Here is a 14,007-nt window from a genome sequence, read left to right on the forward strand (position 1 = left end):
GGCAGCCTGTCAAGGTATTCGAAGAGTACCGTCAGGCGGCATAGGCGAGTGTCGCACTTCGAAGTTGAATTCGCGTATTACATTTAAAATAAAAGATGGAATGCTATTAGGTTGATTTTGTTAAAAAACAAATTATACATATACGCTAAATTGCATATGAATTGACGGCGTGTTCCTAGCCAAGTGTTAGATGCCGAATAGGTGGCCAGTTCATCAGATGTGCATGCTAAGGAGAATTACTAAATAATCTGTTCTATCTAATTACCTACACCATCATCAACATAAGGCACTGATTCGTGTGCACCTTTTTGGGATAGATTGCATGAGTTTATGTGTTAGGACATCATCTTTATGATTGATGCTGTAGAGGAGTAGCGTCCTTGCCAAGGAACGATCAACCATCCCAAGGTGACAATTTTTTACATTTTTCTCGTAAGCCTACACCCCCGGAGCAGATAAAATAGTGAATATAAATGTCTGATCGTAATTTACCACTCACCAAGTAATTTTATACGTATAGGTTATTATTAACACTAAATGCTATGCGAGTATTATTATACAAAGTAACCGTGCCCAAGATGATTATAAGTCATCTCATCACCATTAAGTTTTGCTCAGTGATAACGCCGATTCATCATGTTACATACTTTTGGATCTAACCTGAAAAATTCAAGATTTACTTGTTGTATAAAATCTAATACTGCACCTTCAATTTCATAGAAGTTATTTCTCGGCATTCTACTTATTTTTATCCCAAGCTTGTTAAATGTTTTTATCATCTTTCCTTGATGCTTCCTGTATTCAAAACAAACTCCGTCAGCAGATAGTGAAGACTCATTATTAGAATCATCAATATTGCTGTTTATTTCGTTAATTACAGAAATGTATTCTTGGGATACATTTATATTTCCTGCGGGAGAGTCAGGGAAAGCTAAATTATACCACTTAAATACATTTAAACTTCTACCTGATATCCTATCAAACTTTGATACCTCCATCTCCATGTAGCTTCTAAAGGTATTTTGGTGGGATAAATGGATATTTGTTTTTAATGCATCAAGGTTTGAAATGTATGTTTTTAGTGCGAAATAAACACCGGCTATAGCAAATATATATGAAAAAAATTGGACAACTGCATTTATAGTTGATGGTATTACAGCATACGCCGCCAGAAAATTATCTACACATTCAGCATCAAGGCAAAATGATTTGTTGTATAATCCTTTTACAAACAAAACATAAAGTATACATAATAAAAATATCGATAATACCGATGTAATCAGCATTTTCATTAATTTCTTAAAAAAAACGTTATCGCTAGAGGACTTCATTTAATCATTACACTCCGGCTTGATTTTTCTTAATCGAGACTTAAAGCGCGATGCTGACGCTTTGAATGTTCTATTCAATATTTTTAAGTCGTAATATGCTTTATGAAACAGTCTTCTATACCAATACTCTTCACTGTGATTTACATACCACTGCTCTAATTTATAAATAAATGAATCTAGCCTGGTTATGTCCATTCTTGATGGAAGGGGAAGAATATTAACCACTCGCTTCTTAAGAGGTAGGTACTGGGTGTGCCCTAATCTCTTTAACTTGTTTACCCTTCCTAGGCATCTATTAAAACTTTTTCTGTAGTCTAAACTCACACGGTAATCAGCATTGGTCGCCAGAGACTCTAGGTTCTTAACACTAGCTCTAATTCTAGATATTTCATCAGCTGGTAACCTTGGTTCTTTAAATGAAACTCTTAAGCCATGAATTAATATATCAGACGTTGACTCTCTTAACACTAAAGTTTTACTTTCATTAAGAGGTAAATTATTCTTGTTCAGCATTTCACGAACAATATCCAATGCGAAAGAAAAATCTTGATCAACGTTATAACTAGATATAGTTATATCATCAACTAGCCGAGTATAGACCAGCCTTTTTCTTCTGAGACGATTAACTGTAGATGGCTCATCTTGAAAAAGTACAGCACTAGCAATATAACTTGAAGTTAACGCTCCTTGAATTAACATTCCGTTGTGACAACAAATATTCACCAAGGCATTAGAAACTGCTCTTGGATACTTCAAAAGCTTGTTGAATACATTGAAAACTAATTCTGGCGTGATGTTGTCAAAAAAATTTCTAATATCGACTTTTAATACGGATTTACATCCGCAGTGGTTACTTACACATGCTACATAATCCTTCGATATAGATTTATTGTCATAAAAGTCATTTGGAACTGAGCCATAAATATAAGATGGCCAAATAATAGCGCCGCCATTTTGTTTTATTATTTCCCATTTTTCCCTGGCTGGACTTCTGAAGATTCTCCTGACAATTCTCCGTTGGATTTTTCTGACAAGCTTATGTGGTGAATATACATGTCTTGATGTCCCATCAGATTTAGGAATATGAAATTCTTTGTATCTTTCTTCGAGAGGTAGAGCATTAAATTCTATGTATTCTTGCTCTGTTATATCTAACGCAGACAGAAGGTTTTCCAGATTGCCAATGGATGATGGGTATCTTTTTCTAAAATTTAAAGTATTTTCCATAAATACCTTATAGATATACGCCTAGCCTGCCCATACAATAGGTTGCTCACCGATGAAGCCAATTAACTGGATTATGCTTGCTGCTTACCTTCATCGGGTTGCGGCTAGGCGTATCAAGAGCTACGCTCGTGAGCGTGGCGATGGGGTGGCCTTGCACAAGCGATACATCATTCACATGATGAACCGCGCTCACCACATTATCTGATGAGCATTAAGCAAACATTTTTAGTATCCAGTATTTTGGGATAGCGATACGCTACCGTGGCATTATGATCGCATGTATTTTTTGCTCAATCAATAACAACATAGGTGTAAGTGATAAATGACATATAAAAGAGATTTTTACTTTTACGTCTCCTAGTGAAGGGTTATGGAAAAAGAACTAGAGGCTTTAAAGGCGCATTGGCAGTGCAGACTATAAGCGGGTATAGAACACTCAAACAGTCAAAGTAAATCATTTAAAATCAATTGGTTAGCCGCGAAAAGCCTTTGGCTTTGATTTTTTCTGTATTATTAAGTGCTACATAACGGTTCAAGTCGGGCAGGGGCCACCAAATTTCCTAAAAAGGCCGCTCATCATGAGTGGCCTTTTTGCTTGCTGGCGTTTCGCCTCAAACTGGGTCAGGAGCCCTGATCCTGCTGGATGGGGGCCTGCTCGGGGGCGCTTGGGCGTCGCCGAGCGGGCAACATGCGCCTTACCAGATTGCTGCGCTGGCGCCAGGAGGTGAGCAGGATGGCCAGCAGGTGCAGCGCTATCATCCCCTGCAGGGCCCAGGTGCACCAGACGTGCCAGTCGTCAGCCCCCAGTTCGAACCCCATCTCGGTATTCTGGAACCAGCCGGTGCCGGCGGTGGCCAGGATCAGCAGCCAGAGCGTCCATACCGCCAGCTTGCCGCTGCCGTGGTGGCCGGGAGCCGGTGGCGTGCGCTCGCGCAGCTCCACCGCTTGCTGGCGAAAATCTTCCCGGCTTGGGATGAGGGCTCGCAACCGGGCATGACCCCTGGCAAACGAGAGCCCCCACGCCAGGCGCAGGCTGATCAGGGCGATGGCCAGGTAACCCAGCCGCTCGTGCCACTCCTCGCCCGCCTCGTTGAGCCAGAGGTTGCCGATACAGATGGCCGCCACACCCCAGTGGGTGAGGCGGACCAGACTATCCCAGTGGAAGGGATCAGCCTTTTTGCTTGGCATATTTGTGGTACTCCTTCTTCAGGTCGTTGACCTTGGCCAGGTGCTCGCGCGCCTTGGCTTCGTCACCCGCCTTGAGGGCTGCCAGGCTGGCATCCAGTTCGGTCTGCACTTCGTTCATGCCTTCCAGGAACTTCTCTTTCTTGGCGGCCGGCATGTTCTTCTGCTTGGCGATGTCGAACTGTGCCTTCATTTCGTTGATGTACTTCTCCATGGTGGCAGCATCCTCGGCCTTGACCGCCTGCTTGTAGTTGAAGCCGATCTTCTTCATCGGCTGCTCCAGCTCACCGGCCATGGCGGGCAGGGTCATCAGGCCAAACATCAGGGGCAGCAACAGGGGGCGAACAGTTTTCAACATGGGATTTCCTTATTTAGACGACATGCTTATCGATTCTATGTGGCTTCTTATGAACCCTTATCTGGATTCATCACAGGCATGATGCCATGACAGTACGTGAACTGTTTGTGAATATTGCTGTTTTTTGTCACAAAGGGTAACAGGGAGAGGGGAGATGCAAGGAGGATGTTGAGTCGATCGAACCATGCCATATGATCCATGCTGCCAGGCTGGCCGAGGGCAAGCTAAAGAGAGGGCCCTTGCGGGCCCTGTTCATTACTGCTGCTGTTCACGCTCGATGGCGCGCCAGCCGATGTCGTTGCGGTAGAAGACGCCGTCCCATTTGATGCGCCCGGCCAGCTGATAGGCCCGCTGCTGCGCCTCGGCGACCGTGTGGCCGAGGGCCGTGGCGCACAGTACGCGCCCCCCGGCGGTGACCACGGTGTCGCCTTCCATGCGGGAGCCGGCGTGGAATACCTTCTCGCCGCTCGCCTCTTCCACCGGTAGGCCGCTGATGGGCTTGCCCTGCTGGTAGTCGCCGGGATAACCGCCGGCGGCCAGCACCACGCCGATGGCGACGCGGGTGTCATAGATGGCCTCGACCTGATCCAGCTTGCCGGCACAGGCCGCCAGGCAGAGCTCCACCAGATCGGAGCGCATGCGCAGCATGATGGGCTGGGTCTCGGGATCGCCGAAGCGGCAGTTGAACTCGATCACCTTGGGATTGCCCTGGCCATCGATCATCAGACCGGCGTAGAGGAAGCCGGTGTAGACGTTGCCTTCGGCCGCCATGCCGCGCACCGTCGGCATGATCACCCGCTCCATCACCTTGCGATGCACCTCGTCGGTGACCACGGGGGCCGGGGAGTAAGCCCCCATGCCGCCGGTGTTGAGGCCGGTATCGCCATCGCCCACCCGCTTGTGATCCTGACTGGTGGCCATCGGCAGCACGTGCTCGCCGTCCACCATGACGATGAAGCTCGCCTCTTCCCCCTCGAGGAACTCCTCGATCACCACCCGGGCCCCGGCGTCACCAAAGGCGTTGCCGGAGAGCATGTCGCGTACCGCCTCTTCCGCCTCGCTCAGGGTCATGGCAACGATGACCCCCTTGCCGGCGGCCAGGCCGTCAGCCTTGATGACGATGGGCGCGCCCTTCTCGCGCAGGTAGGCCAGTGCCGGCTCCACCTCGGTGAAGTTCTGGTACTCGGCGGTCGGGATGGCGTGACGGGCCAGAAAGTCCTTGGCAAAGGCCTTGGAGCCTTCCAGCTGGGCGGCGGCGGCGGTCGGGCCGAAGATGGCCAGCCCCTCGGCGCGGAACGCATCGACCACCCCTTTCACCAGTGGTGCTTCCGGTCCGACGATGGTCAGACCGATGCGCTGCTCCTTGGCAAACGCCAGCAGGGCCGGGATGTCGGTCGCCGAGATGGCCACGTTCTCGATGCTTCCTTCGTGGGCGGTGCCGGCATTGCCGGGGGCGACGAAGACCCGGGTCACCAGAGGGGATTGCTTGGCCTTCCAGGCCAGGGCGTGTTCACGGCCGCCGTTGCCAATGATCAGTACTTTCATCGTATCGCTCGCTTCTATTCGTGGTCACGGGCGGGCCAGGGGCCTTCGCCGGTGAAAATAGCCAGGTGAAAAGAGACAACAAAAGGGCCGCCGCCAGCGGCCCTGATCCATCAGTGACGGAAGTGGCGCATGTTGGTGAACAGCATGCACATGCCGTGTTCGTCGGCGGCGTCGATCACCTCCTGATCGCGCATCGAGCCACCGGGCTGGATGACGCAGGAGATGCCGGCGGCGGCTGCGGCGTCGATGCCATCGCGGAACGGGAAGAAGGCGTCGGAGGCCATGACGGAGCCCGCCACGGTCAGCCCTTCATCCTCGGCCTTGATGCCGGCAATCTTGGCCGAGTAGACGCGGCTCATCTGGCCGGCGCCCACACCGATGGTCTGGCCGTCTTTGGCGTAGACGATGGCGTTGGATTTGACGAACTTGGCCACTTTCCAGCAGAACAGCAGGTCGTTCAGTTCGGCCTCGGTGGGCTGACGCTTGCTGACCACCTTCAAATCCCCGAGCGTCACCATGCCAAGGTCGCGCTCCTGCACCAGCAGGCCGCCGTTGACGCGCTTGAAGTCAAAGCCTTGTGCCGGCGCGGTCCATTGGCCACACTCGAGCAGCCGCACGTTCTGCTTGGCGGCGACCACGTCGCGGGCAGCCTGGCTGACGGTGGGGGCGATGATCACCTCGACGAACTGACGCTCGACGATGGCCTTGGCGGTGGCGCCATCCAGTTCACGGTTGAAGGCGATGATGCCACCAAAGGCGGAGGTGGGGTCGGTCTGCCAGGCACGCTCGTAGGCCGCCAGCAGGTCGCTGCCGATGGCGACGCCGCACGGGTTGGCGTGCTTGACGATGACGCAGGCCGGCTGGTCGAACTCTTTGACGCACTCCAGCGCCGCGTCGGTGTCGGCGATGTTGTTGTAGGAGAGGGCCTTGCCCTGCAGCTGGATGGCGCTTGCCACCGAGCCCGGTGCGGCCTGCTCCTCGGCATAGAAGGCGGCGGCCTGGTGGCTGTTCTCGCCGTAGCGCATGTCCTGCTTCTTGATGAACTGGCTGTTGAAGGTGCGCGGGAAGCGGGACTCCTCGTCACTTTCCTTGTTGTCACCGTAAGAGGGAACCAGGGTGCCGAAGTAGTTGGCGATCATGCCGTCGTAGGCGGCGGTGTGTTCGAAGGCGGCAATGGCCAGATCGAAGCGGGTGGCCAGTTTCAGGCTGTTGCCGTTGCCATCCATCTCGCGGATGACGCGGTCATAGTCGGCAGCCTTGACCACGATGGCCACATCTTTGTGGTTCTTGGCAGCGGAGCGAACCATGGTCGGCCCGCCGATGTCGATGTTCTCGACCGCATCGGCCAGGGTGCAATCGGGCTTGGCGACGGTGGCGGCGAAGGGATAGAGGTTGACCACGACCATGTCGATGGGGGAGATGTGGTGCTGAGCCATGATGGCGTCGTCTTGCTCGCGACGGCCGAGAATGCCGCCGTGGACCTTGGGATGCAGGGTCTTGACCCGGCCATCCATCATCTCGGGGAATCCGGTGTAGTCGGAGACCTCGGTCACCGGCAGACCCGCCTCGGCCAGCAGCTTGGCGGTACCACCGGTGGAGAGCAGGGCCACGCCGCGCTCGTTGAGTGCCTTGGCAAATTCCACGATGCCAGTCTTGTCAGACACACTCAGCAGTGCACGGCGAATGGGTCGAGCTTGTTCCATCACACTATCGTCCTCAGCATAACGGGGACCGTTCCATGGGAGGCGAGGCTCAACACAGAGAGTCCCCAAATAAATGGAAGTGGGGGATTTCGCAAACCGCTCTCGCCTGAAACCTGCCGCCAGGCAAAAGCGTTTTAGGAAATACCCGCTTGACGCGTCGCTCTCTTGTGGGCGCGTATTCTACACAAAAAATGTGACCCGTGGTGGATTTTTTAAAGTGACAAAGCCTTGTCTGGTGCGGTGTTAAACGTTTTCTGGTGGTTTTTTGTGAAACGTTTGTCTTTTCAGTGTTTTGATGGCAAAAGGGTGGCCGCCTCCTCTTTCCCGCTGCCGACTGGCAATCGCCGGGTAAAGGGGCGATAGTGGGGGCCGGTTGTAGCTGTGTGGCAAATTCAACGGGAGAAAAGGCATGTATCGGATCGGGGAGCTGGCCAAGGCGTGCGGGGTGAAGGCGGATACCCTGCGTTTTTACGAGAAGAATGGTCTCATCTCGCCAGGCATTCGCAACGAGTCCGGCTATCGCCTCTATGGCGAGCAGGACAAGCGGCGGCTGGAGTTCATCATCCGCGCCAAGTCGGTGGGGTTCTCGCTGGCCGACATCGGCGAACTGCTGGATCTCGATACCAACAAGGCCAAGGTCACCTGCCAGGAGGTGAAGGCGGTGGCCGACACCAAGCTCGAACAGGTGGAGCAGAAGATCGTCGAGCTGACCCGTTTTCGCGACAACCTGCGGGAGCTCTCCAACATCTGCTGCGGCGGCCCGCGCTCGGCGGAGCACTGCGCCATCCTCGAGACCCTGGAATCCGGCGCTCCCTCCCGCCACGAGCACCATGACCATGAGCACTGAGCTGCGCCGGCCCCGGGTATCCGCCTTTCTCGCCCTCTCCCTCGACGGCTTCATTGCCGGGGAGGGGGGCGATCTGGCCTGGCTTGAACCCTACAACGGCGACTCCCAGGAAGAGACCGGCTACGGCGCGCTGATGGCGAGTACTGATACCCTGCTGATGGGGCGCAACACCTATGACATTGTGAGCGCCTTTCCCGAATGGTTCTATGGTGACAAGCCGGTGGTGGTATTGACCCACAGACCCGCCGCTCTCCGTGAGCATGTCTCCTTTCGGCAGGGGGCGCTGGCGCAGGTGCTGGACGAGCTGTGGCAGGTGGGCAGCCGCCACCTCTATCTGGATGGCGGTGAGGTGGTTAGGCAGGGGCTGCAGGCCGCGCTGGTGGACGAGCTGATCCTGTTCTGGGTGCCGGTCACCCTGGGGCGTGGGGTGCCGCTCTTTGCAGGATCGCTGCCCGGCGCGCTGGTACCGGTGTCGAGCACCGTGCTGCCGAGCGGGCTGGTGCGGGTCGTTTATCAACCGGCCTGAGGATCCCGCCAGCACTCTTGCAGGCGGGCCGAGAGAGGCGCACAATCGGCGCGTTTTTCGCCGCCTGCCCCGATTCTGTGGGGGCAGGGGCGCTGGGCAAACACGACAATCCCATCAAGGAGCCGATATGGCTAAGAAGAAGGTGACCCGGGTCACCACCGAGCCCGCCTGCGAACATCTGCGCGGCATCATTCAGGACAACCACCTCAAGGCACTGGTGACCTCCCCCCTGTTCCAGGCCCGGGTCGAACCGAGCAAGAAGGGCAAGGGCAGTTATCAGCGCAAGGCCAAGCACGGCAAGCGGTGGGAGCCCGGCCAACAGCAGATGGTAAGCGTCTGCTGCTGAGCGGGTTCCTGCTTTGGCACCTGTCCACGATCTTGCTGCGAGGCCGTGATCAAGGCTCATGTGCTGCTCGCAATCCTCATGTGTACTTACACACTCCGGTTCCTGCGCTGCTCTTCACCTTGCTGACAGCCTCTCGCGACAGACCGTGAACAGTTCTTGGAACCAAAACAATCAGGGCGCCAATGGCGCCCTGATTGTTTTTCTATTCGCTGGTGCTGATTCACTCTCTTGCCGCAAGAGAGTGAACCCGTATTCACTCGTCCATAAAGAGTTCGAGCAGCACGTTGAGATAGCGATGGCCGAGGGGGGTGAGCTGCCAGCTGTCGCCGAGATCTTCGATCAACTCCTTGCTCTGGGCGATGGTCAGCATGGTTTCTACCCGCTCCAATTCAAGGCCGGTGTAGGCCTCGAACTCCGCCTTGGGGGCCGGTTCAAACAATCTGAACCGGTTCATGAAGTACTCGAGCGGCAGATCGTCCGCACTCACTTGCCACTGCTCGTCCAGATAGGGACGGCTCGGATCCAGATAGCCTTTCGGGTGCTTCACCTTGGCGGTGCGCAGGATCTGCTGGTTGGCGAGATCCGTCACCTTGCCGTGGGCGCCGCAGCCGATCCCCAGATAGTCGCCGAAGCGCCAGTAGTTGAGGTTGTGGCGGCACTGGTAGCCCGCCTTGGCATAGGCCGAGATCTCGTACTGCTGATAGCCCTTGGCGGTCAGCATGGCGTGGCCCTGCTCGTAGATCTCCCACAGGGTGTCATCTTCCGGCAGTTTGGGCGGCTTGGAGGCAAACGCCGTGTTCGGCTCTATGGTGAGCTGATACCAGGAGAGATGCGGCGGCGCACAGTCGATAGCCTGCTGCAGGTCGTAGAGTGCATCGTCCAGGCTCTGATCCGGCAGGCCGTGCATCAGATCCAGGTTGAAAGTAGGAAGCTTGATGGCGTGGGCCAGTTCGGCGGCCTTGCGCGCCTCCTCGGGGCCGTGGATGCGGCCGAGGCGGGTCAGCTTCTCCTGCTGGAAGCTCTGCACCCCGATGGAGATGCGGTTGATGCCTGCCCGCTGGAAGCCGGCGAACTTGTCCGCCTCCACCGTGCCCGGGTTGGCCTCCATGGTGATCTCGCAGTCCGCAGTGAGTTCGATGCGTGCGCGCACCCCGTCCAGCAGCACCTGCATGGCCTCCACGGAGAGCAGGCTCGGCGTGCCGCCACCGATGAAGATGGAGGAGAGGGGGCGCCCCTGGGCCCAGTGCAGGTCTTGCTCCAGATCCTCCAGCAGGGCGGCCACATACTCGAGGTGGGGCAGCTCCCCCTTCTGGGCGTGGGAGTTGAAGTCGCAGTAGGGGCACTTCTGGACACACCAGGGCACGTGGATATAGAGGGAGAGGGGCGGCAGTTGCAGCATGGGGTTTCCAGTATTCAACAATCAAAAGGGGTCGGGTTGCACTTGTCGTCGATGACAACGGGCCGGGGCGCCGCGAACGAAACGGGGGCCGACGGCCCCCATTGTAGATGACAACGCGGCGGGAGACAGTGCTTTAGTTGACCGCCGCCAGGGCCGCTTTGAGCTTGGCCAGGGCCTGGCCACGGTGGCTGAGCTGGTTCTTGAGCTCGGCCGGCATCTGGGCCGAGGTGCAGTCGTGATCGGGGACGAAGAACACGGGGTCGTAGCCGAAGCCGTGCTGACCGCGCGGCTCGTCGATGATCATCCCTTCCCAGCTCGCCTGGCAGATGACGGGGGTGGGATCGTCGGCGTGGCGCATGTAGACCAGCACGCACCAGAAGCGGGCGCTCTTGAGGTACTCGGGGGCCCCTTTCAGCTCGCCCAGCAGCTTGTCGATGTTCTCCTTGTCGCTGGCACCGGCGCCGGCAAAACGGGCGGAGTAGACGCCGGGGCGGCCGTGCAGCAGATCCACTTCCAGGCCGGAGTCGTCGGCAACCGCCGGCAGGCCGGTGACGCGGGCGGCGTGGCGGGCCTTGATGATGGCATTCTCGACGAAGGTGGTGCCGGTCTCGTCGGCATCGGAGACCGCAAACTCGCTCTGTGGGATCACCTGGATCTTCATATCGGCCAGCATGGCGGCCAATTCCTTCACCTTTTTCTGGTTCCCTGTTGCCAGGACAAGCTTGTTCATCGAGCACCTCCGCAAAAATAATCTGCGCATTCTATGCGGGGCTGGCGTCCAGGAAAAGCGCCAATTGCCTTGGATCACCCTCACCGGGGTCATGGCAAGATGTGAATAAAATGAATGTTTCCTGAATGGAATAACAGAAGTGATTAAATACCATTTCAATTCATTACTGTGAGTCAGTAGACTCGCGCCCCAATCCATTTCCCCATGCCACGAGGTGACTGATGCCATTGATTCTTCTGCTTGTACTCCTAGTGCTGTTCAGTCCGCTGGCCATCGACATCTACCTGCCCGCCATTCCGCAGATGGCCGAGCAGCTGGGCGCCGAGGTGACCCTGATGCAGGGCACCATTACCTGGTTCCTGTTCAGCATGGGACTGGGGCAACTGTTGGTGGGGCCGCTGGCCGACCGCTACGGGCGCAAGCCCATCGCCCTCGGCGGTGTGCTGCTCTACGGTCTGAGCGCCCTGGGTGCCGGCTTTGCCGCGAGCCTCGGCGAGCTGATGCTGGCGCGGGTGCTGCAGGGCCTCGGCGCCTGTGCCACCTCGGTGGCCGCCTTCTCGGTGGTACGTGACAGCTACGGCCCCAAGAAGAGCGGTCAGATGATCTCCTACCTGAACGGTGCCATCTGTTTCATTCCGGCGTTGGCCCCCTTGCTCGGTGGCTGGCTCACCGCCAAGGCGGGCTGGTCGGCCAACTTCTGGTTCATGGCCGGTTATGCGGCCATCGTCGGCAGCTGGCTGCTGTGGCGGATGCCGGAGACCCGACCGGAAGAGACCCGCAGCGGCGGCCCGCTCATCAGCTGGTCGCGCTACAGCCCGGTGCTGCGCTCCCCGAGCTTCCTGTTCAACGCGACGCTGTGCATGCTGGCGATGGCGGTGATCCTGGCTTATGTCACCGCGGCGCCGGTGCAACTGATGGTGCGGCTGGGGCTGGACATGAGCGGCTTCAGCTACTGGTTTGCGGCCAACGCAGCGCTCAACATCCTGGCCTGCTTCCTGGCGCCCCGTTTCATCGCCAGAGTGGGGCCAAGACGCACCCTGCGCATCGGTCTGCTGGTGCTGCTGCTCTCCGCCATCTCCCTGAGCCTGTCGATGCACATCGATCATCCGCTGGCCATGATGGGCCCGGTGTTCCTCTCCAGCATCGGCTTTGCCATGATCCTGGGTTCTGCCGCCGGCATGGCGCTGGCACCATTCGGTCACTGCGCCGGTACCGCCGCCGCCCTGCTCGGCCTGTTCCAGATGAGCGGCTCCGGTGCGCTGGTGGGCTTCATCGGCGCGCTGATGCACGACCCGCTGAACCAGCTGGCACTGCACATGTGGCTGTTGCTGCCCCCGCTGCTGGTGCTGATGACCCGCCAGGGCCGGCGCTTGTGTTTGCAATAAATCCTGTGCTCTGATGGGCACACTCAGGGGGCCTTGGGCCCCCTTCTCTTTTGGCAGGCCAAAGGTTTGCCTGCATCTCATGACACAGCTACCCGTGGAGAAAACCGGATGAGCCACACAATCAATGCCGCCCTGGTGGGTTACGGCTTTGCAGGCCAAACCTTTCACGCCCCGTTTCTGACCAGCACGCCCGGGCTCTCCCTCGGCTGGGTGGTGAGCCGCGATGCCGCCAAGGTGCAGAGCGATCTGCCCGACTGCCGGGTCGGTTCGCTGGCCGAGGTGCTGACGGACCCCTCGGTCGACCTGGTGGTGATCGCCACTCCCAACGACACCCATGCCCCCATCGCCCGCGAGGCGCTGCTGGCCGGCAAGCACGTAGTGATCGACAAGCCGTTCGCCCTGGATCTGGTCGAGGCGAAGGCGCTGGTCGAGCTGGCGGAGAAGCAGCAGCGACTGCTCAGCATCTTCCACAACCGGCGCTGGGACGGGGACTTTCTCACCGTACGCCGCCTGCTGGCTGAGGGGGCGCTCGGCCAGGTTGCCCAGTTCGAATCCCACTTTGATCGCTATCGTCCCGAGGTGCGTCAGCGCTGGCGCGAGGCGGGTGGCCCGGGCTCCGGCCTCTGGTTTGATCTCGGCCCCCATATCCTCGATCAGTCGCTGCAGCTGTTCGGTCAGCCGGACTGGCTGCAGGCGGATCTGGCCCAGCAGCGCCCCGGCGCCCTGGCGGATGACTACTTCCATGTGGTGCTGGGCTATGGCGAGATGCGGGTCGTGCTGCACGGCAGCTGCCTGGTGTCGGCCACCATGCCGCGTTTCGTCATCCACGGCAGCGAGGGGTCCTTCATCAAGTTCGGCATGGATGTGCAGGAGGAGCAGCTCAAGCTCGGCATGCGGCCGCCGGCGGCAGACTGGGGCGTGGACAACGAACCCGGCCAGCTCAGCCGGATCCGCGATGGTCAGCTGCAGCAGCAGAGCGTGGCCGGCGAGGCGGGGGATTACGGCGCCTACTATCGCGGCGTCTGCGCCGCCATCCGTGGGGAAGGCGACAACCCGGTGCCGGCCGGCGAGGCGCTGGCGGTGATGGCGCTGCTGGACCTGGCCCGCGACAGCGCCCGCGAGGGTAAGCGGCTGGCTTGTCAGATCCTGTCTGACTGAGGCGGGGTCCGCGCGTGATGGCCGGCACCATGCAATAGCCGTTTATTGCCAGCCATCACGGGGCCTGTGGCGTTCTATTGTACAAAACTGCGCCATTTACAGTGTTTTGTATTAATGTTTGTCGTTGTAGTAGTTCTTTTCATCCAGCCAACGAGAAAATATCATTGTGATACTCGTTTTCATTGGGCGCGTATGGGGATATATTTCGCGCGCCTCTTGGCTCCCGGCATATGGGTTTTTCACCGGGTGAAAGGACGCACTGTGATG

The 14,007-nt window shown here is 57.0% G+C and carries 13 protein-coding genes; 5 read left to right on the forward strand and 8 right to left on the reverse strand.

Features of this window, described 5'->3' with window-relative positions; genetic code table 11:
- Positions 1 to 614: 614 nt before the first annotated feature.
- The 6 genes from PG897_RS19905 to purH form a co-directional block, all read right to left on the reverse strand.
- Positions 615 to 1,292, reverse strand: a complete 678-nt coding sequence (locus PG897_RS19905; RefSeq protein ID WP_270829294.1) for a retron Ec48 family effector membrane protein — start codon at positions 1,290 to 1,292, stop codon at positions 615 to 617.
- Positions 1,293 to 1,331: 39 nt separating this feature from the next.
- Positions 1,332 to 2,558, reverse strand: coding sequence for a reverse transcriptase family protein (locus PG897_RS19910; RefSeq protein WP_270829295.1), 1,227 nt, complete (start codon positions 2,556 to 2,558; stop codon positions 1,332 to 1,334).
- A 621-nt stretch (positions 2,559 to 3,179) separates the two neighbouring features.
- Positions 3,180 to 3,746 (reverse strand): cytochrome b/b6 domain-containing protein, encoded by a 567-nt coding sequence (locus PG897_RS19915; protein WP_201885134.1) that lies wholly within the window; start codon positions 3,744 to 3,746, stop codon positions 3,180 to 3,182.
- Positions 3,727 to 4,101, reverse strand: coding sequence for a cytochrome b562 (locus PG897_RS19920; protein ID WP_005309462.1), 375 nt, complete (start codon positions 4,099 to 4,101; stop codon positions 3,727 to 3,729). Before PG897_RS19920 ends, PG897_RS19915 begins: the two co-directional genes overlap by 20 nt.
- Positions 4,102 to 4,356: 255 nt before the next feature.
- Positions 4,357 to 5,646: a phosphoribosylamine--glycine ligase gene (gene purD, locus PG897_RS19925; protein WP_024941404.1), complete on the reverse strand. Its 1,290-nt coding sequence runs from the start codon at positions 5,644 to 5,646 to the stop codon at positions 4,357 to 4,359.
- Positions 5,647 to 5,756: 110 nt separating this feature from the next.
- Positions 5,757 to 7,349 (reverse strand): bifunctional phosphoribosylaminoimidazolecarboxamide formyltransferase/IMP cyclohydrolase, encoded by a 1,593-nt coding sequence (purH, locus tag PG897_RS19930; RefSeq protein WP_201885135.1) that lies wholly within the window; start codon positions 7,347 to 7,349, stop codon positions 5,757 to 5,759.
- Positions 7,350 to 7,758: 409 nt separating this feature from the next.
- Here purH and zntR point away from each other — a divergent pair, with 409 nt between their 5' ends.
- The 3 genes from zntR (at position 7,759) to PG897_RS19945 (ending at position 9,068) form a co-directional block, all read left to right on the forward strand.
- Entirely contained in the window at positions 7,759 to 8,196 is a 438-nt protein-coding gene (zntR, locus tag PG897_RS19935; RefSeq protein ID WP_005309469.1) for a Zn(2+)-responsive transcriptional regulator, read from the forward strand.
- A complete protein-coding gene (locus PG897_RS19940; RefSeq protein WP_201881448.1) occupies positions 8,186 to 8,722 on the forward strand; it encodes a dihydrofolate reductase family protein in 537 nt (178 codons plus the stop codon). The genes zntR and PG897_RS19940 overlap by 11 nt, the downstream gene beginning before the upstream one ends.
- 127 nt (positions 8,723 to 8,849) lie before the next feature.
- The gene (locus PG897_RS19945) at positions 8,850 to 9,068 is read left to right on the forward strand and encodes an alternative ribosome-rescue factor A (protein WP_043125097.1); all 219 of its coding nucleotides are present in this window, start codon (positions 8,850 to 8,852) and stop codon (positions 9,066 to 9,068) included.
- A 253-nt stretch (positions 9,069 to 9,321) separates the two neighbouring features.
- On the opposite strand, the gene hemW is transcribed toward PG897_RS19945, so the two are convergent.
- Both hemW and rdgB read right to left on the reverse strand, forming a co-directional pair.
- Positions 9,322 to 10,467, reverse strand: a complete 1,146-nt coding sequence (hemW, locus tag PG897_RS19950; protein WP_201885136.1) for a radical SAM family heme chaperone HemW — start codon at positions 10,465 to 10,467, stop codon at positions 9,322 to 9,324.
- 133 nt (positions 10,468 to 10,600) lie between these two features.
- Positions 10,601 to 11,197 carry an RdgB/HAM1 family non-canonical purine NTP pyrophosphatase gene (gene rdgB / locus PG897_RS19955; protein ID WP_201885137.1) on the reverse strand — a complete coding sequence of 199 codons (597 nt, stop codon included), beginning with the start codon at positions 11,195 to 11,197 and terminating at the stop codon, positions 10,601 to 10,603.
- A 221-nt stretch (positions 11,198 to 11,418) separates the two neighbouring features.
- Here rdgB and PG897_RS19960 point away from each other — a divergent pair, with 221 nt between their 5' ends.
- Both PG897_RS19960 and PG897_RS19965 read left to right on the forward strand, forming a co-directional pair.
- On the forward strand, positions 11,419 to 12,582 hold the full coding sequence (locus PG897_RS19960; RefSeq protein ID WP_195879583.1) for a multidrug effflux MFS transporter: 1,164 nt from the start codon (positions 11,419 to 11,421) through the stop codon (positions 12,580 to 12,582).
- Between the two features lie 108 nt (positions 12,583 to 12,690).
- Positions 12,691 to 13,740 (forward strand): oxidoreductase, encoded by a 1,050-nt coding sequence (locus PG897_RS19965; protein WP_201885138.1) that lies wholly within the window; start codon positions 12,691 to 12,693, stop codon positions 13,738 to 13,740.
- The last annotated feature ends 267 nt before the right edge of the window (positions 13,741 to 14,007 follow it).

It is taken from the genome of Aeromonas sp. QDB20, assembly GCF_027707805.1.
GTDB lineage: Bacteria > Pseudomonadota > Gammaproteobacteria > Enterobacterales > Aeromonadaceae > Aeromonas > Aeromonas dhakensis.